At 40.1% G+C, this 18,461-nt stretch carries 13 protein-coding genes, 1 pseudogene and 1 riboswitch; of the genes and pseudogenes, 4 read left to right on the forward strand and 10 right to left on the reverse strand.

Annotated features, from left to right (window positions below):
• Positions 1 to 99: 99 nt before the first annotated feature.
• Together V7L12_RS24460 and V7L12_RS24465 are read right to left on the reverse strand one after the other, a co-directional pair.
• A complete protein-coding gene (locus tag V7L12_RS24460) occupies positions 100 to 1,575 on the reverse strand; it encodes a pentapeptide repeat-containing protein (RefSeq protein WP_335088281.1) in 1,476 nt (491 codons plus the stop codon).
• A 363-nt stretch (positions 1,576 to 1,938) separates the two neighbouring features.
• Complete coding sequence (locus V7L12_RS24465; protein WP_335088283.1) at positions 1,939 to 2,649, reverse strand: pentapeptide repeat-containing protein; 711 nt, start codon at positions 2,647 to 2,649, stop codon at positions 1,939 to 1,941.
• Between the two features lie 290 nt (positions 2,650 to 2,939).
• Here V7L12_RS24465 and V7L12_RS24470 point away from each other — a divergent pair, with 290 nt between their 5' ends.
• The 3 genes from V7L12_RS24470 (at position 2,940) to V7L12_RS24480 (ending at position 5,936) form a co-directional block, all read left to right on the forward strand.
• Positions 2,940 to 4,157, forward strand: coding sequence for an FAD-dependent oxidoreductase (locus V7L12_RS24470; RefSeq protein ID WP_335088457.1), 1,218 nt, complete (start codon positions 2,940 to 2,942; stop codon positions 4,155 to 4,157).
• Between the two features lie 196 nt (positions 4,158 to 4,353).
• Positions 4,354 to 4,438, forward strand: a riboswitch (ZMP/ZTP riboswitch).
• A gap of 38 nt (positions 4,439 to 4,476) precedes the next feature.
• Positions 4,477 to 5,028, forward strand: a complete 552-nt coding sequence (locus V7L12_RS24475; RefSeq protein ID WP_335088285.1) for a GNAT family N-acetyltransferase — start codon at positions 4,477 to 4,479, stop codon at positions 5,026 to 5,028.
• Between the two features lie 92 nt (positions 5,029 to 5,120).
• On the forward strand, positions 5,121 to 5,936 hold the full coding sequence (locus tag V7L12_RS24480; protein WP_335088287.1) for a creatininase family protein: 816 nt from the start codon (positions 5,121 to 5,123) through the stop codon (positions 5,934 to 5,936).
• Positions 5,937 to 5,973: 37 nt separating this feature from the next.
• On the opposite strand, the gene V7L12_RS24485 is transcribed toward V7L12_RS24480, so the two are convergent.
• The 5 genes and pseudogenes from V7L12_RS24485 to V7L12_RS24505 all read right to left on the reverse strand — a co-directional run bounded on the left by V7L12_RS24485 (position 5,974) and on the right by V7L12_RS24505 (position 13,049).
• Positions 5,974 to 7,794 carry a tetratricopeptide repeat protein gene (locus tag V7L12_RS24485; RefSeq protein ID WP_335088288.1) on the reverse strand — a complete coding sequence of 607 codons (1,821 nt, stop codon included), beginning with the start codon at positions 7,792 to 7,794 and terminating at the stop codon, positions 5,974 to 5,976.
• 206 nt (positions 7,795 to 8,000) lie between these two features.
• Positions 8,001 to 8,213, reverse strand: a pseudogene (locus tag V7L12_RS24490) (Uma2 family endonuclease); the annotation flags it as partial.
• A 6-nt stretch (positions 8,214 to 8,219) separates the two neighbouring features.
• Complete coding sequence (locus V7L12_RS24495) at positions 8,220 to 8,861, reverse strand: transposase (RefSeq protein ID WP_335088289.1); 642 nt, start codon at positions 8,859 to 8,861, stop codon at positions 8,220 to 8,222.
• A gap of 326 nt (positions 8,862 to 9,187) precedes the next feature.
• Positions 9,188 to 9,679: a Uma2 family endonuclease gene (locus V7L12_RS24500; RefSeq protein ID WP_335088291.1), complete on the reverse strand. Its 492-nt coding sequence runs from the start codon at positions 9,677 to 9,679 to the stop codon at positions 9,188 to 9,190.
• 202 nt (positions 9,680 to 9,881) lie between these two features.
• Positions 9,882 to 13,049 (reverse strand): plasmid replication protein, CyRepA1 family, encoded by a 3,168-nt coding sequence (locus tag V7L12_RS24505; protein WP_335088293.1) that lies wholly within the window; start codon positions 13,047 to 13,049, stop codon positions 9,882 to 9,884.
• Positions 13,050 to 14,189: 1,140 nt separating this feature from the next.
• On the opposite strand from V7L12_RS24505, the gene V7L12_RS24510 reads away from it, so the two are divergent.
• Positions 14,190 to 15,005, forward strand: a complete 816-nt coding sequence (locus tag V7L12_RS24510) for a hypothetical protein (RefSeq protein WP_335088295.1) — start codon at positions 14,190 to 14,192, stop codon at positions 15,003 to 15,005.
• A gap of 203 nt (positions 15,006 to 15,208) precedes the next feature.
• Here the strand turns inward: V7L12_RS24510 and V7L12_RS24515 are convergent, their stop codons facing one another.
• From V7L12_RS24515 to bchB, 3 genes are all read right to left on the reverse strand, one after another.
• Positions 15,209 to 15,499 carry a type II toxin-antitoxin system Phd/YefM family antitoxin gene (locus V7L12_RS24515; protein ID WP_335088296.1) on the reverse strand — a complete coding sequence of 97 codons (291 nt, stop codon included), beginning with the start codon at positions 15,497 to 15,499 and terminating at the stop codon, positions 15,209 to 15,211.
• Positions 15,500 to 15,685: 186 nt separating this feature from the next.
• The gene (locus V7L12_RS24520) at positions 15,686 to 15,931 is read right to left on the reverse strand and encodes a hypothetical protein (RefSeq protein ID WP_335088298.1); all 246 of its coding nucleotides are present in this window, start codon (positions 15,929 to 15,931) and stop codon (positions 15,686 to 15,688) included.
• Positions 15,932 to 16,422: 491 nt separating this feature from the next.
• The gene (bchB, locus tag V7L12_RS24525; protein WP_335088300.1) at positions 16,423 to 17,949 is read right to left on the reverse strand and encodes a ferredoxin:protochlorophyllide reductase (ATP-dependent) subunit B; all 1,527 of its coding nucleotides are present in this window, start codon (positions 17,947 to 17,949) and stop codon (positions 16,423 to 16,425) included.
• Positions 17,950 to 18,461: the final 512 nt, after the last annotated feature.

Below are 18,461 nucleotides of genomic sequence, written 5' to 3' on the forward strand. Positions count from 1 at the left end.
TGTTCATCTCCAGAATTGTTACGGAGACTTTTGGTAGAAACTATAGCATTAAGTGAAAACGGTAGAATACGCCCAAATAACGAATGATGCTGTGATAACTTAACCAGATTGCCGCCAATGTGTCGGTGCTTCGATATAATCAGGTAGACGAGTAGTGCGATCGCCAAGTGCCTCTCTAATCTGCTGCAACTCTAAGTTTTTCGCTCCTGTCAAAATAGTCCCTTCTAGTTTGACATCACTGAGATTAGCTTCTGAAAAGTTAGCTCCCATGAGGTTTGCCTGAGTCAGGTTAGCTTGATAAAAGGTTGCCCTATACAGGTTGGCTCCAATCAGATTAGCCTGATATAGGTCAGCTTCCGTTAAGCTAGCTTCCGAAAGGTTGGCAAAATAGACTTCTGTTTGGTGGAGTTTAGCTGCATTCAAATTAGCCCCAGAAAGGTTAGCTCCATTTAAGTTCGCCCCACAGAGGTTAGCACCAATCAAACCCGTTTGGTGCAGGTTGGCTTTACCCAATTTTGCTCCTTGCAAGTTAGCTAAAAACAACTTTGCTCCAGAGAGGTTAGCCATTTTTAAGGTCGCTTGTTGCAAGTTAGCTTTATAAAGGTTCGCCCCTTGTAAATTAGCTGCACGCAGAGTTGCACCAGAGAGATTGGCTGAACGCAGGTTTGCTCCAGAGAGGTTAGTACGATTCAGGTTAGCCCAACAAAGGTTGGCTCCATATAAACTAGCTTTTAGTAATTTTGTTTCATAAAGAATCGACCTAATGAGTTTAGCGCCACTAAGGTCTGCTCCACTCAAGTCAGCCCCACGCAGGTCAGCCCCACTCAAATCAGCCCCACGCAGGTCTGCTTGTTGCAGGTTAGTTTTTAGCAGGTCTGCTTGTCTAATGTCGGTGTTACGTAAATCAAGTTTCTGATCTTTTGGGTCTTCGAGTAAATTACGCCTGCCGATAACAGTCAGGGCTGCTTGAATATCAGTGCGTATTTTGGGAAATTCTTCATGGAGATTTTGCTCTACCTGCGGTGTCAGACGCGACCCACCTCTACGCCTGCTTGAGTAAATTGCTCCTTGATATTCCGGCTGTTGTTGCTCCCCTTTTACCTGCTGGATGGGTGCATTCTCTCGCACAAAGGCAGTGAGAATTTCCATAATTGTCCAGTGTTCTTGAGGAAAATCCTGAGCAACCCTTTCTAAAGCATAAATTGCACCTGTCCGGGTTTCAACTTTTTCATGGCCAAGCTGGGCAATTGCGCCCATAAAGCGCTCTGCAATCAATCTGTCTTGATTGAGTTTTGCATTTTGCAGGCCAATTTCTAAGTTTTTCTCAGATGCGATCGCACTCTTCTGCATCGCTTGGGCACGCCTTGCTGCATAATAAGTATTAAACATTGCTGCCGATGCGAGAAAAACTATTGCAGTAGTTGTTAAAGCTTGGTTTCTATACTGAATTTTTTCTTGAATTGACAATTCTTTAATACTGGACAAGACAAAGAAAATTACAGTCAACGAGCAGCCAAATATAACTGTTAAAGTTATCAACCAATTCAAAAGAGCGTCTGTCTTTTTAGAAGACATGGTAAAAATTTTCCTTACAACCTAGAATTATTACTTAGCTGTTGAGGAAAAATAGTATAGCATTTAGCAGAAAATTATAATAGGTGTCAAAACACTCATTGAACTAGGCAATGATATCGAATATAATTTTACGTCACGACACAAAGAAACGCTTGCGGTACTAGAATTACGAATTAGGCTGGCAGTAAGGAATGAGGAGAGACGCGATTAATCGCGTCTGTACTAGGGAGTAGGGAAAAAAATTTTCATTGACTTGCATTCTACCCCTTAATCCCGTCCCTTTAGTAAGGGTAGGGGAGACAAAGCGTGGTTTTGCTGGGGTGGAGTTTTTAGCGTTTAATAAGCAATCAAGCGCATATGATATTACTCAGAGAATTTGGTTTCTCTGAGGTTTGCGCCATCAAGTATGGTGTCATAGAGAATTGCCCCATGTAAGCTAGCTAGATATAAACTGGCACGATGCAGGTTAGCTCCAGAAAGGTTAGCTTCAGAAAGGTTAGCTGCACTGAGGATTGCTCCTTCTAAGTTTGCTAGATATAAATTAGCTCCTTCTAAATTAGCTGCACTAAGTATTGCCCCCGCTAAATTAGCTTCTCTGAGATTGGCCCCAGCTAGATTAGCTTGATAAAGATTTATCTGTTGTAGATTCGCCCCTTTCAAGTTTGCTCCTCTCATATCTGTGAAGCTCAAATCAAGTTGCTCATTTACTGGGTCTTCGTTTGCATCTCTTCTGGCGATAACAGTCAGCGCGGCTTGAATATCTAAACGAATTTTTGTTGACAGGTTGCTCGTTAGTTTCTCTTGAGATGTATAAGGAGCATTTTTTCGTACAAAAGTTGTAAGAATATCTATGATTATCCAGTAGTACTGTGAATGATTATGGGCAATTTGCTCTAAATCATTAATTACAGCTACACTGGTTTTTATAGTATTATTTCCAAGCTGTTCACTTGCTATTCTTAAGCGTCGTTTTAGCGCCTGATGCTGATTTTGTTTAACTGGTTCCTGGAAAACAGGTATCCGCAGGAATATTTTTGATAGCTGGATGGGAATTTTTGATAAAATATTTTTCATGGCATTAAAAGCATTAATAATTAATGAAAATAAATTTTAATATCTACTTTTTATGGAATGATTTTTTTGCGTCTGCTATTGTTTGATACATAGTTAGTACTGAAATCTCCTCATGTAACCAACAAAATCGAAAATATAACTTTCGAGTAAGTAGATATAAGCATACATACTCTTGCCATTTCCAATAATAAGTTGTATTCACTAGTCTTTAGTCTTCACTGACAATGAACTCTCGTCATGATAATTTTGATTTATTTATAATCATTGATTAACTAAAAATGACTATTAAAATTCAGCAAAACATACAACCAATAGTTAAAAATCTGGTGTTAATTGGTGGCGGTCATAGCCATGCTATTGTTATAAAAATGTTCGGCATCAAACCGTTAACAGGAGTACGTTTGATACTGATTACCACAGCATCAGAGACAGCCTACTCTGGGATGTTACCAGGACATATTGCCGGATTTTACAGCCACAATGAATGCCATATTGACTTGCGACCCTTGGCGAACTTTGCTCAAGTACAATTGTATATTGACACAGTAGTTGCCCTTGACTTAAAAAACAACAAAGTTCTTTGTGCTAACGGACTTGCGGTAGATTTTGATGTGCTGTCTATTGATATTGGCAGCACTCCGGCCATACTGTCTGTATCAGGTGCGGCAGAATATGCGATCGCAGCTAAACCAGTATCGCAGCTATTAGAGCATTGGTATGAACTAATTGAAGCTGTAGATAGAAATCCTCAAGAACCAATTAGGATTGCGATCGTAGGTGGAGGCGCTGGCGGTGTAGAATTAGCGCTATCGATGCAATCTCGTTTACATCGGATTTTGCATGAAACTCAACAACCTATTCAAAACCTAGAAATTCATTTATTCCAGCGTGGACAAGAACTGATGCCCAATTATCATCAATCAGTGCGGCATCAACTTCAGCAAATTTTAACTGACCGAGGTATTAAGTTACATATTGGGGAAACTGTGTGTAAAATTGCACCTAAAAACCTCACCCCTAACCCCTCTTTGCAAGCAGAGAGGGGAAATAAAGAAGTATTTGAAATTAAATGTAAATCTGGTTTGACAGTAGAGTGCAATAAAATTTTTTGGGTAACACAAGCTTCAGCACCCGAATGGTTAAAAACCGCTGGATTAGTAACTAATAAGCAAGGTTTTATTTTGGTAGAAGACACGTTGCAATCTCAAACGCACCCGCAGATATTTGCATCTGGTGACATTGCCACAATGGTAAATCATCCCCGTCCAAAAGCTGGGGTATTTGCTGTTAGGCAAGGCAAACCTTTATTTGAGAATTTGCAGCGAATTTTATTAGGTAAGTCACTCAAACCTTATAGACCACAGAAACAATATTTGAGTTTAATTGGTACAGGAGACAAACGAGCGATCGCAACCAGAGGCACTTTTACTTTACCACCCCACAAACTCTTGTGGCGTTACAAAGATTGGATTGACCGCCGTTTCATGGAAGGCTTCCGCAACTTCTGATGGCATGGCACAGCATGGCACAGGTAAAATAGTGCAAGCATGTGTTAATAACACCAACCCAAATATTATCCATCTATAAAATTTCAATCTCAGTAGACTAAGTTCTAATTCTCTATACAAATTAGGAACATTTAGTGCAGATTCCGATTAATATATTTAATATTGTTGATCGCTAAAAGATTAGCTAAAACCATCAACCCCCTCATGTGACTGGCGATTTAAGTAGAAAAAACTACTAGGGAGCATGTGGAAATCTTATGCCGAACGCCTGGGCAGCCACTTTGATGTAAGGCAATATGTGTCTTTAAAGGAACTGCTTATGGTTAGCGATAGCAAACAACTCTGTCTCCAACACGTCAGCATAGCTGAGGTTCCATCCCTTCACGAAATCTTGGTGGCTTGCGGTCTTGATATGAAAGACCGCTTCGGTTTGAGTCACTGGATGCCGCCAAATTATCCGCTTGAGCAAATGCTCCAGGATGCTATGGAGCAGGAGGTCTACGCCGTCACAGTCGGCGAGAACCTAGTTGGCACCTTCACACTTGAGATGATGACAACAGCTCCATTGAGCTACATCAAGTATGGAAACATTCTTTGGCAGATATCAGATATTCCGGCAGTATACGTACATAAACTAGCGATACTTCCATCAAAGCAAGGCAAAGGATTAGGAACATGGTGTATGCAAGCTATTGAGAAGCTTACCATTGAGCGCGGTTACTATACTGTACGGTTGGATGGAGTGAAGACACACCCAAAGCTGTTGTCTTTCTATAAAAGCCGAGGATATCAACAAGTGGGAGAACTAATTTACAACTCAGATGTGTGGGTTGATGCAATTGTCTTCGAGAAAGTTTTAGTATTTCTGTAGAAGTCAATTCTACAATTTCTATTCCTACTGCATTTGCAGCCACTTTAATTTTAGTAGACTCTACTGTACTATTTCAAATACCTTCCTAAGCAATGTCAAAGTACTACTGGCATGAACTCACAACGGTTGATTTCAGAAATCTTGATAGTAGTAATATAGCTATCCTGCCGATAGGCGCGATTGAACAGCACGGGCCACATTTGCCAGTTTGGACTGATACACGTATCGTCAACGGAATAATCGAGTGCTTCTTGAGCGAGGGCACTGATTCAGCTAATGTACTAGTTCTCCCAACGCAGACTATTGGTCAAAGCCTGGAACATCTGGATTTTCCAGGCTCTTTGGCGCTTTCTCCTGATATACTCCTGGAAATTTTAAAACAACTCACGGCAAGCCTCACAGCAGTTGGTATCCGGCGGCTCTTAATTCTAAATTCTCATGGCGGCAATCAATCCGTCATTAGCGAAGCAATTCTAGCGCTACGCCGCCGCTATAGTATGCTGGCAGTTGCAACAAGTTGGTTTGCCCTTGGTGTTCCTAAAGGTATTTTCAATGACTACGAGATGAGTCTTGGTTTGCACGCAGGTGCTATCGAAACATCACTAATGCTGCATCTCGAACCGGATTTGGTCAGGCGGGATGAGATGCCTAAAGCAAAACTGAAACCCTTTGTCCTAGAGTCAAAAGATTCGCTTCTGAGTCCGTTCGGTCCAGCAAACTTCGGCTGGTTGAGCCAGGATATCTGTGAAACTGGTGCTTGGGGCGACGCAACCATCGCCACAGCTCAAAAAGGTGAACAAATTCTTAAACACATTGTAGGTCGTCTCGGTGAGTTGGTTGAACAAATTGCTCAGTTTGATTTAAGCCATCTCCAACCCGCTGCCGTTGATCCACTACAGCAAGGATGATCTTTCACCTTATCGATTTTACCGATACATTCTATCTTCATCGAAGCTGTTCAATTAGCTCAACAATTTGTTGGTAATATTGGATATTTCCTTCTTGGTAATATAAGTCTGCGGATTTTTGGAAATCGGCAATTGCTCCTTGAGAGTCTCCTAGATTGCGGTAGACATCTGCCCGGAGAATGTAAGCTGAAGCCCAATTAGGCTGACGCTGTAAGGCTTGGTTTAAGTCTGCAAGCGCTCCTTGTAAGTCTCCCAACAGAGAACGGCTACGACCTCGATTGTACCAGTCTTCGGCAAAGCTGGGGTCGATCGCGATCGCTCGACTGTAATCTTCTATTGCCCCTTGATAATCTTCTAAGGCATAGCAAGCATTAGCGCGATCGCTGTAAAATGCAGCAGATTGGGGATTTATTTGCAAAGCTTGGGTGTAATCTGCGATCGCACTTTCATAAGCTTCTAAAGCATAATGGGTAGAACCTCGGTTGTAATATGCTTCAATTAAATCAGGATTAATTTTTAATGCTTGATTATAATCTGCGAGCGCTCCTTGTTCATCTCCCAAAAGACGACGAGCATTTCCCCGATTGCAATACGCTTGGGAAAATTCAGGAACAAGCTCTATGGCTTGAGTATTATCATCAATTGCTCCCTGTAAATCTTGCAGAGCTTCACGAGCAATACTCCGACCATAATAAGCTGCGGCTAAATTATCATTAATTTGCAATGCTCGATCATAATCTTTAATTGCGCCTTTATGATCTCCTAAAGAACGACGAGCCGCCGCGCGATCGCAATATCCTTCTGCTAAATTAGGATTGAGTTGTAATAGGCGATTGCTATCTTCAATTGCACCTTGATAGTCTCCCAACCGCCGACGAGCATTAGCCCGAAAGCCGTATACTAAAGCTAGAGTCGGATTTTCTTGTAATGCTTGGTCATAATCTGCGATCGCACCCTGATAGTCTTCAAGAGTACTACGAACCAGACCTCGCTCACAATAAGCTTGCACATCATCAGGATTCAGCTTTAATGCTTGGTTAAAGTCTTCAATTGCTCCGTGATAGTTTTTGAGGTGAGCAAGCACCAGACCCCGATTATAGTACGCTCCGGCAAAGCTGGGATTGATTTCTAGGGCGCGGTTGTAATCTGCGATCGCACTTTGATAATCTGCTAAAGCGTAGTGAGCATTACCTCGATTATGATAAGCCTCCGCCAAGTTAGGATCTAATTGTAATGCCTGGTTATGGTCAGCGATCGCGTCCTGATAATTTCCTAAAATCTGGTGGATGTTACCCCGATTGCTGTAAGCTGCGGCAAAATGGGGATGCCATTGTAAAGCTTGCTGAAAATCTGCGATTGCCCCTTGACGATCTCCACGTTCAAAACGAGTTACGCCGCGATTATGATAAGCGTTGGCAATATCAATATTGATGTTATCAGCCAATTGGGTACTCATTTCTATTGTTTGGATATAATCTGCGATCGCTTTGTCGTAGTTTTCCAAAGCAAAGTAGGCATTTCCGCGGCTGTGGTAAGATTGCGCCAGATTAGGATCTAATTGTAATGCTACGTTATGATCGGCGATCGCACCTTGATAATCGGCTAAAAAGTAACGAGCATTAGCCCGGTTGTAATAGGCTGTGGCAAAATTGGGATTTATTTCGATGGCGCGATTGAAGTTAGCGATCGCAGTGCGATAATCTTTAAGTTGACCACTTAAAATCAGCCCGCGATTATGGTAAGCTTCGGCATAATCAGGATTTAGTTTGATTGTTTGGGTGTAAGCTGCGATCGCGGCTTCATAGTCCCCTTGTAAATTGTGCTTTAATCCTTGGTTGAAAAAATCTTCAGAATTCATATAATTTTTTAGCTTTTGACATTCTCTAGCCTAAAGCATCAGGATTGTTAACGATATGTTTTGAAAATCATTCCAACTACTATTATACCTGTTGCAACGAGGTTTATTTAAAAGCAGAGACTAACGAATCATCACTATATGTTCTTTCTAACTTTCATATTTAATTATCTTCCGTAATGATTAATTAGCGGTTAACTGTCAACTATTTAAAGCGTGTTTGGGTCAATTCCTTGCTGTTGTAATCTGGCTAACAGATTTTGCAATTCTTCTTCAGGCGTTGAGTATCTATCACCATGCTCATCGTACCAATATAACCATTCCCGCGTCCTTCCTTGATAAGTACCTTGTTCCCGTCCAATACCTAAACCAATTTCTGGCATCCAAATTTTATCCCCTGGTTGTAAAATATACAGCGGATTGCAGGTTCATGAAGTACAGTAGCAACAGTCTGTAAACCAGTTTTTTAGATGTTTCGGATTAATCAAATCAAGAGCAGTTGCAATAAGAATATCAACCATTTTTGTTGTGGTTGGAGAGAATTGACGTAAAAAAGCTTTAAGTTGCGACCACCAAAGTTCAATCGGATTAAAATCAGGAGAATACGGTGACATATTGAGAACACTGGCACCCAATGATAGAATCAATGGTTCAATTGAAGCTACTTTGTGAGATGGCACATTATCCATAACAACTACAGCACCCACCCATAATTGAGGGAGCAAACATTTTTGGATAAATACTTCAAATGCATTTCCATCCATTGAGCCATTCATCGTCATGACAGCTAAAACTTTTGTTAAGTTTATTGCTCCAATAACCGTTACTTTCGCACCTCTATAAAATGGTTTTAAATCATATACTCTTTGACCACATGGGCTTCTAGCATGAGTTCGTGTTAAGCCAAGTAAAACACCCATTTCATCGATGAAAACCAAGTTTTCTGGGTCTATAGCTTTAACTTTCTCCCAAAATTCGCACCTTAGCTTTTGGACTCTTTCTGTAGCACATTGACTACTACGCAGGGTCTTTTTTTTTGTGTCAACTTTTGTCTTTGCAAGGCGCGACACATAGCACTAGTATTTACCCATTTATCGTAAGTCTGTCCCCAATATTCACTTGGGTTCAGATAAAGTTGCATCTGGATACTTTTCTACCATTTGAGCTAGCTCAATTTTATGCTTATCCAAATCACTCTTCATCCCTCCACCTTGTTTTTGTGGCTCTACATGACCTTGAGTTCTTGTAAAAGCAGCCTTTGTATAAAAGCTTTACTTACATCGAACCTTGAAGCTATTTTTCTAATTGATGTATCGCCTTGAGAGTAAGCGTTAATTATTTTTTCTCGAAATTCGATGGAATAAGCTTTCATAGTCCCGGTACATGCAAAGCGCGTTTAGTGTACTCTATATACCCGCAATCTGCTGTATTTACCTTCAACTAAGCGATAAACTTCTAAGCGTTGACGCTTCCGCCGGAGGCGAGTTTGTGCATAAATGACATAATACAAAATGCCTAATTCGGCATAATCAATTTTTTTCTGTTCGTATTCGCCGTTGTAAGTTTGAGAAACAACTTCTAAAGCTAAAATTGGTGGAATGCCTTCTTCTTCCCACAAAACATAACTAGAACGTCCATTTTCTCCAACAAAACGTTCTACACCTAAACTCAAGAAACCATCAGGAACTATAGCTCCAATACTTGGTGTATGATAAACACCCATGTTAATACCGAAAAACCAGTCATCACGGTTTTGCCAAATCGAGGCTAAGATGGCTAACAATAAGTTAGGAATTAATATTTGGAGTTCATTATCCACGGGGGTATTATCTGAATTAGGTAATTCTGCCGATGAAGGTAGGCAGTCTAACGGATTGTAGTTGAACATAACTAGTCCTCAATCCTCAATATCTTAATTTAAACTTATTTGCCCATAATTTAACGATAGCTCAGGTTGCACAATTGAAACTAATTTTACAATTGGATAAGGTCTACAGGAATAATACAAACTTTCAAATAAATGATTAACGATAACTTTTACGAAGTTGGGTATTTGCTGACTTGCAATACTTAAAAATAAGTCAGGATTCCTATATCTTGGATAATGGGAGAGTAGACGTAGATAACCTTTGGTCTACCTTTTCAGACTTCGGTTGTAGAATTTCAAACTTCCAGGCTGAAGAGTAATCAGGCAACTCATAACCAACACTCTTAACATCAGCCAACATCAACTCATCTCGTTGATGCCAAACAGCGAATATTTTTTCCCTGCCATCATATAGTGTTTCTAAATCAATTTGATAAACCTGATTCACTCGTTTCAGCTTCAAACCCAACAAATTTAACAGTCGGCCAAGTATTTTTATTGCCGAAACCTGCTCTTTCTCTCCGACTAAATTAATACCAAGTGCTCTTTTAATATGCTTACTATGCTGAAAAGCAATATTTTTTAGCAATATCAAACCTGGGTCGTTCTCAGTAAATTCCCGTTTTACTTCGAGAAACTGAAGCATACCTAATGCTCTCATAGCTTCAACTTTGAGCGTATAAGTTTTTAAATCTGGGAGAAAAACTTTCCCTTCACCCCAAGACAATTGCTGATGCCATTCTTGCTCGTCTCTAACATGAAAATACTCGCTCTCGTGAGTTAAATAATAGTGAATTAACAGTTGACTATAATATCCTTGTTCATCCTGCAATTTCAACCAAGGAGTAACTTCTATACCATACCTTTGTCTGAGAATATATTTGTTGATTTGGTTGCGTTCTCCATCCGTTAGGGAATGCTTAACTAACATCTGCTCATATTCTACATAATCGATATCTTTAGCATTAGCTACAGCACTTGCTACTGATAGTTGATTTTGCTGCTTAATTTCTTTAATTTTACGTTTAATTTCTTTAGCTTTTTGACGACTTTGTGCCCAATCTTTTTGAACTTTGACAATTTCTAAAATTAATCTTTTGCGGGTAGCTAAATCACCTGTATCAGTTGCTAAAAATGCCAGACGTAAATCTCGAATAATATTATTGTGAACTGCATTACTCCGCACCTGAATTTGATGCCCATCAGTAATTAAACCATCTTGCATTGATTGCCGATAGAAGCGAATAGAAGCATTTACCCTTGCAGATAACTTTGCCCAAGTTCGCAAATGAATCGGGTCATAAACTAAAGGTAAATCCACATCTATTTTATGTAGGGAACTCAGCAAAGCTAAGTTTTCTTTTTGATTTTCCTGATACCAATCAGATAGTAAGCGATAATTTGTACTACCACTACCAATTAAACCAATACCTCGTTTAGCACACCAGACAACACGCGGCACATTATCCCTGACTCTTGCTAACGCTTGTCTTGCTTCCGAGTCAGGAATTACTCCTTGAAAAATGCCATAAACTCGGTCGAAATGTTGGACATCAATACTAATTCCTGTACCAAGGCTAGGGGTAACAAAAACGCCGTCATATTCCGATATTTTCTGATTAATCGCTGCGATAAAATCAACTGCTGCATGACCAGGTGTGTTTGTAGTGTGACTACTAACTACCAGAGTTTTAGGAAATTGTCGCCGTAATTTTTGTAGCCGTTCTTTTAGATAACGTTCAATTGTTTCACAACTATAACGCCCAGCCCGACTATCAGTAGTAACATAACATTTACGTCCAGCAAGTAAATCTAATTCCAGTTGGTGAATTAGCGGTGTTGGGTTTGGTGAATCATAAAAAGTCACGTCCCAACCATGCTGAGGTTTCCACTGGTTGAGAACTACCCAAGGTGTTAATTTAATTCCTGCCAATACCTGTAGATATTCCAGTGAAACATCAGACAAATCAGCATCTTGAGCAATTACTAACCCTCCACTCGTTAAAACTGTCGCAATTAGTTGCTGGAATAACTTTAATATTTTTACCCGCTTGTGCTTACAAGTATTACTGTTTAACAGATGCCATAAAGATTGCTCCACTTCATCTAAAATTACTATTGCTCCGCGCCAATGTTCTGGGTTAAGTTTCCAAATCGAATCAACACACAGTCCGAGGGATTGCTGAGGAAATAGAGAGCGCAGGATGGGAGGAGCAGGAGTAAGTCTTTTATCAATCCTTTTTTCTCCATCTTCTTTATGTGTTCCCCATTGAATACCAATTTTTTCACACAAAAATCGTCCAAGTAAGATTCTGTGAGTAATTAATAAAACGGGTTGGTTTCTACTTTTTGCTTGTTGAACAACGCCTTGCAATGCTGTAGTTTTCCCTGTTCCTTTTGCTGATTTGACTCCTACTAATCCAGATGTAGGGAAAGGTATTTCACCTATATAAGGACGGTTGAAGGTAAGTGCAGCAGGAATACTTAACTCAGTGTGGGGTTTAGTTTGAGCAAGATAAATTTCTAAATCAACACTTTGGCGATAAATTTTATCGAAACTACTCGCACCCTTAGCAACAATAAATTCATCAACCCCTTTTTCTATTCCTGGAAGTTCGATGACTTTTACAGGGCAATTTTTTTGCTGGAATAAACAACCAAGTTGAGAAATAGCATTGTTAACAGCAGCAACTGTCTTGGGTTGAGTTTCAAAATCAAAGCAAATGTAAATGCTGCGCTTTGTAATTGCAAAGGCTGCTAAATCAGGAATTAGCTGACGACGGGTAACTTTACCAAATTCATCTTTCACAACCCGATAACCACTGGTAATTCCGGGAATGGCAATAGCTACATATCCTTGCGTCAACAACGTGGCTGCTTTTTTTACACCTTCGCAGATGACAAGGGGGATATTCTGTTGCATCACCCATTGCCAAAACCCTCCAGTCTCGCCATCAGGAGTAATAGTGATATTTTCAGGCATGACCAGATTGTAACGCCCAGCGACTTGCTGCCACACTTGCAACGTTACCCGCAAACAAAACACTTGCGTTGGCGTGCTGGGAGGATGCTCGTACTTGATGGATTTGCCATTGTGATTTTGTCGGGGTTGATTTGGCTTAAAGCATCCCCATTCCATCATTTGCCAATTATTCAGAGGGTCTAGTCCCGAACACCACCAACCACCTTCTGTGATGTGAGCGTAACGCTGCAACCAACTGCTTTTCACCATTCCGGTATTGGTGCGGGGGAGTAGCTCAGAAATCAACAGGTACTCATAAGCTGTTACACCTTGGAGCGACCTAAAATTGAGATGCACTAAGTGTAAGTCTATACCACTGCTCTTGACTAATTCTTCAAGGTGTTGGGGGTGTAAATAGTGCAGATGCATAACGAAAGGCGCGAAGGGAAGACAATGAGATTAAAACACTAACATGCATCTGCTTTTTTTTAATACGCGAGATTGCGAGGCTTTTATGATGCTTTTTTTACTTCGTTGCCGGAGACACATCGGTTAAAGCTTTAGTGGGTTATTCTGCCTATCAGATCCCCGAAGTAATAATTTTGTATTGTGATATTTGTTCGCTTTTAATTTTTATTTATCAGTAAATTTCTGCGTTAAGGAATGCGATCGCTGCATGACATCACTATAAGGTAATATCTTCATCAAGTTCAGCAAAGCCTTGACACTGAAGCTCTACCTATCCCTCTTCTGTCACTCTCCGAAAACATTTGCCATTTCTGGATTCTAGAGCTTTTGTATAGCAAGCGATGTCTACGACGGGCTACGCCTACGCGCGATTCTTTTCTAATAACAAATACAAGACCCATTTTTTTCTAATAGTATAGCTTGTATTGATTGCCTCATCAGGCTTCTAGCGATCGCCCTCCCGGAGAGTGACAGAAGAGGGCTATACCACGCCTGTGACCTCTCTGAATGAATAAAGACAAAAACGCTCACTCTACATAACCCTTTAACCTCGCTCCAAAGGTTTGCTAACAAAGGTTTGAGATCACCTTGAGTGTTAACTTGTCTTTGCGATCGCACTTAGTACAGATAACTTGACGTAACACTTTTACTCAAGTAGTACGGTAACTTCTAAAGCTGATTGGAGGTAAAATAAACAACAACTTTTCAAATAAGTTCAATCTGCTTTATAAACCCTTTGCTTTTAGTTGCCAGGGAGAGCCTAGCAGCGATCGTACATCATCGACCATTGCCTACCGAACTCAATGCTATTTGATTATACGATGACTATAAATCATTAACCATTTTAAGAAATACCTCATACAGATACTTTGAGAAATGATATTAATATACGGCTTTATCAAGATTCCTAGACGCACAAATAATGTTAAAAAATAAGAATATCTTCCGTAAACTACTGTTGACAAAGTTTATTTTTTATATAACTGGAGTGGAACTTCCTTGGTAAAAGAGGGATCTAGTTAGTTTGATTCTTAACTATTCACCCCTTGGGGAGGCGGTTAGTCTCCAGAAATAGACAACATATTTTTAAACTGTAAAATTATGTGGAAATCAAAGTTAATATTTAGATTTATACTGTCGGCTGCGGCGATCGCCACTAGCGTACAGCTAAATTCAGTGAGCGACTATGCTATTGCTGAAAGTGCATCTTCCAATCCGACTGTCGAATCTGGGCAACAAAATCAAGCTTTAGAAGATGCCAAGGTTGCTATTGCAGGAGTTGGCATAGGAGTCATAGGAGGCTTACTAATTTCTGGTTTATGGTATCAAAAACGTCGTTACCACAAAATCCAGTCACTTGCCAAAATAAACCGATTTCGTGAAGAGTTTCTCTGTGGCTCTTTAGCAGATTATTACTTATCTAATTCCAAAGCGAATTCTTCACCTACAAATTCTCGGAAAACTTTACCAACACCAACTAAAGAAGAATCCCCTAGTTCTGAGGAAACTTTCGTAACACCAACTAAAGAAGAAATATCCGATCCATCTACTTCTGAAACAAGTAATCTAGCAGCAGAACCTACGCCAGCCGCACTATCTGATTCCTTATCTGACTGCTACTACAAGTTAATCGAGGAAATTGTTAATACCGCCCTCAATGGTCAAATCAGTTATAAAGAGTATATATATCGCCAATTAGTAGAAAATGTGAGTAATGGTAATAATGAAATCTTTGAACGCTGTTTGAGCGATCGGTTGCATTCCACCCAATCTGAACTACATAAAGTAATAAATTCTCCGAGTTTATTCCAAAAAGAGACTCCTGAGTTAAAGAAAGCCCGTTTAAATCGCACCTTGAAGGCATTAGAAAGTATTCAAGGGGAATGGGAACAAATCCAAAAACAAAAACTAAATTAAGGCCTAGTTGTCGGATCTGTGCAACAAATTCTCACGGACTGAAAAGCTTCTTGCTTTTCAGTCTTGTTACAAAACCGAACTAACATTATTAAATTTATTAGTGTGGACGATTATGATTACTTGTTTCTACGCAATAAGCGAGGTCTGACCGAAATTCTGGATGAAATATAGCATCTCGAATTTTATTTTATTGGGGTAGGGTTTCATCCTTCTTCTTCGTCAATTCCCAACTCCTGACGTAGTTCGTTAATACTTTGAGATTTTAAAGTTCTAGCTTTTGCTCTTTCCAAAGCAGTTAACAAACGAACTGCATTTTTAGGTGAACGAAATAAATGAGATGTTTCTAGTAAACTATCTAGTTCATCAACAGCAATTAGGGTGACGGTTTCGCCTTCTTGTCGGTTAATAATTACCACTTCTCTATTTGCAACTACTTGAGCGCATAGTTCGGCTAGCTTGTTACGAGCATCAGTCAAGTTTGTCTGCTTGGACATGGTGGGAAATTTCCTAATGCTGTAGGCTTTACAGTACATAATAGCTTGAGCGGTTGGAGGCGCGATCGCTTTTTCAGCAATGTAAGAAAAGTAACTAAAATTATCGATTTTAGAATAGGGCGATCGCTTCTTTACTTTTGCTTCATACTTTATAAGTATTTTTAACCCAATACTCTGAGACTTTCATTACTCGACCTCATCGCTTGATACTACTTTTGTAGCCCAACTACTAACTACCCAAGGTTTAAGCTGATCAGCCCTTGCTATAACTGGTCGTATATTGCTGTAGTAGCTAGTCTGACTTTCAGGGTTTAATGCAGTACGAACAAATATAGGTAGGTTATCTTGACCAATTTCAATAGGTACTACTAAATCAGGAGTAGCTGTAATATTTTCTTGATTCTGAAGGTAAATAGGAACGTAATATTGCACTTTTCCAAAGTACCAGCACGTTTTCCTCAACAAAACCCTTTCAATGTAGATATTTCCTCAGTTATTATTCAGACCTTGTATTTCGTTCTATACGGCTTAAAAGGTCAATTATTGCTATTAAAGCTGCTGTAATAATATATATAATAATATAGGGAATAATCACATAAATTAAAGGTAAGAGAATAAATATATTAGTTGCACCAACAAAACTTAAAGCTCAACCAAATATTGAAAATATTACAATAAAAAAAATGACTACAATAAAAAAGCCGACAAACTGAAGTATTTTGAGTGTAGTAACTAATCTAGTGTACAGTCTATTTTCGTTCAATCTGCTGGATAATTGATTGTTGCTCATAAATACACCATTTTTAATAAATTAGTTTGTGCAAGAAAATTTATTTGATAATAAGCAGAAGAGTATTCTTTTGAAAAAACACTCTTCTATGGAATTTTAGCTATCAGTTTTATAACTGATAACTAAATTATCATTAAGCCCCAACAGCTTCCTTAGCAGCGTAAAGAACCTCAGCGTTGATTTCCTTGAAGCCACGATCGCGGGCAAATTTCTCAGTATTACGCTTCACTTTTCCACGAACAAATCCCGGAATCTTATTCAATTCTGCTTGACCATCTTTTGTCCAATTCAAATCAGAATCAGCAGAAATTCCCCTAGTAATAACTTCTTTGGTATCATGACCACCGAAGATTTCTAACAGGTGATCTTCCATTCCTAAAGTGAAGGAATTGTAGATCAAATCTGTAATCTGATTCGTCCCTTCATAACCCATAAATGGTTTGTAACCAATGGGGAAGTTTTGGACGTGGATTGGTGCAGCAATTACGCCGCAAGGAATATCCAAGCGCTTACCAACGTGGCGTTCCATTTGAGTACCAAAAATGGCAGAGGGTTCGACACGAGCGATCGCATCTCCAATTGCACCATGATCTTCGGAGATTAACACTTCATCACAATACTCGCTAACTTGTTCGCGGAACCAATCTGCATCATATTTACAGTAGGTTCCAGCCCAAACAACGTGAATCCCCATTTCTCGCGCTAGAATCTTGGTAATAGCGGCGGCGTGGGTATTGTCACCAAAGACCACAGCTTTTTTGCCAGTCAAGTTTTGACAGTCAATCGAACGGGAGAACCAAGCAGCCTGAGAGACATGGAGGGTTTGCTCATTGATGAAGTCTTCGTAGTCAACTTCTGCGCCTTGAGCGTTAATTACCTGCTGAATCTTGCGAATACAACGGGCAGTTTCCACTACACCCATTGGGGTAATGTCTATATAAGGTGTGCCAAATTGTTCTTCCAGGTAACGGGCTGTGGTCAAACCGAGTTCACGGTAAGGCACGAGGTTAAACCAGGCTTTAGACATCTTTTTCAAATCGTTCACCGAAGCACCTTCAGGAATTAAGGTATTTACCTCAATTCCCAAATCAGCCATTAGCCGTTTGAGTTCGGTGCAGTCGTGATTGTTGTGGAAACCCAGGGTAGTAGTACCGATAATGTTAACTGAGGGTTTTGCTGTTTTGCCCTCAGGCAATTCGCCGCGCTTTCGGGCTTTTTCAATGTAGTATTGGACAATTTGATCCAAAGTGCGATCAGCGGCTTGCAGTTCATTGTAGCGGTAGTGGTTCACATCCGCCAGCATTACATCTCCTTTCGCTTCCAGCTGCGCCCGTTCGACAAAGTTGTGCAAATCCTCTTGCAAAATGCTGGAGGTGCAGGTGGGAGTTAACACAATCAAATCTGGGTGTTCCTCGGCATCCTTGCGGACGATGTTATCTACCACCTTCTCTTGGGAGCCGCGTGCTAAAACGTTGCGATCGACGACACTGGTTGTCACCGGAGTAAAATCCCTCTCCCGCGATAGCATAGAGCGCATGACGTTAAAGTAGTCATCGCCAATAGGGGCGTGCATGATCGCATGAACATTTTTAAAAGAACTAGCGATTCGCAGAGTGCCGATGTGGGCTGGGCCAGCATACATCCAGTAAGCCAATTTCATGTTTGTGTCTCCCTTTTAAACTCAAAATAACTAAGTAAGTGGGCGTAAAAAATATAAGATAGAGCTTACCACCAACCCCTTCGGTGCGTAGTTTACCGCCGTAGGCATCGCACAGCGTGCCGTTGGTAGAGAAGGGGAGAGCTTTGGAGAGAGGTATTATCTTTAATTCAGCCCATTTACTTATAAGTGCTTGATTATTAAATCGTTTCTGATTTTCTCAAACCTGCTGGCTGAAAAAAAATAAGGTTTGTTGCGGGTTTTAGGAGAGGTGATATGGCTGAAACCTATTTAATGCTTGGGATGCAGCTATCTATTTAAACAACATTAGTGTTTTTTTTGCAAAAAAATCTTAATATTTCAGTAAATTTGTTTATCAAAACAGAATTCAGAATGAATCGTGTACGCTGGGCGTAGCTTGCTTTCTCGTAAGAGTACGCGGACTCGCTATACACTATCAGGAGCGGGTCTAAATCCCCCACGAAGAGTGATTCTGACTCCTGAATTCTTCTTCA

The organism is Nostoc sp. (assembly GCF_036918245.1).
GTDB lineage: Bacteria > Cyanobacteriota > Cyanobacteriia > Cyanobacteriales > Nostocaceae > Nostoc.

What these genes read in the sequence shown, in the direction of transcription:
- V7L12_RS24465 (WP_335088283.1), bottom strand. Translation starts at nt 2,649, where the DNA reads ATGAAAAATATTTTATCAAAAATTCCCATCCAGCTATCAAAAATATTC.
- V7L12_RS24500 (WP_335088291.1), bottom strand. Translation starts at nt 9,679, where the DNA reads ATGTTCAACTACAATCCGTTAGACTGCCTACCTTCATCGGCAGAATTA.
- V7L12_RS24460 (WP_335088281.1), bottom strand. Translation starts at nt 1,575, where the DNA reads ATGTCTTCTAAAAAGACAGACGCTCTTTTGAATTGGTTGATAACTTTA.
- V7L12_RS24475 (WP_335088285.1), top strand. Translation starts at nt 4,477, where the DNA reads ATGGTTAGCGATAGCAAACAACTCTGTCTCCAACACGTCAGCATAGCT.
- V7L12_RS24505 (WP_335088293.1), bottom strand. Translation starts at nt 13,049, where the DNA reads ATGCATCTGCACTATTTACACCCCCAACACCTTGAAGAATTAGTCAAG.
- V7L12_RS24485 (WP_335088288.1), bottom strand. Translation starts at nt 7,794, where the DNA reads ATGAATTCTGAAGATTTTTTCAACCAAGGATTAAAGCACAATTTACAA.
- V7L12_RS24480 (WP_335088287.1), top strand. Translation starts at nt 5,121, where the DNA reads ATGTCAAAGTACTACTGGCATGAACTCACAACGGTTGATTTCAGAAAT.
- V7L12_RS24515 (WP_335088296.1), bottom strand. Translation starts at nt 15,499, where the DNA reads ATGTCCAAGCAGACAAACTTGACTGATGCTCGTAACAAGCTAGCCGAA.
- bchB (WP_335088300.1), bottom strand. Translation starts at nt 17,949, where the DNA reads ATGAAATTGGCTTACTGGATGTATGCTGGCCCAGCCCACATCGGCACT.
- V7L12_RS24510 (WP_335088295.1), top strand. Translation starts at nt 14,190, where the DNA reads ATGTGGAAATCAAAGTTAATATTTAGATTTATACTGTCGGCTGCGGCG.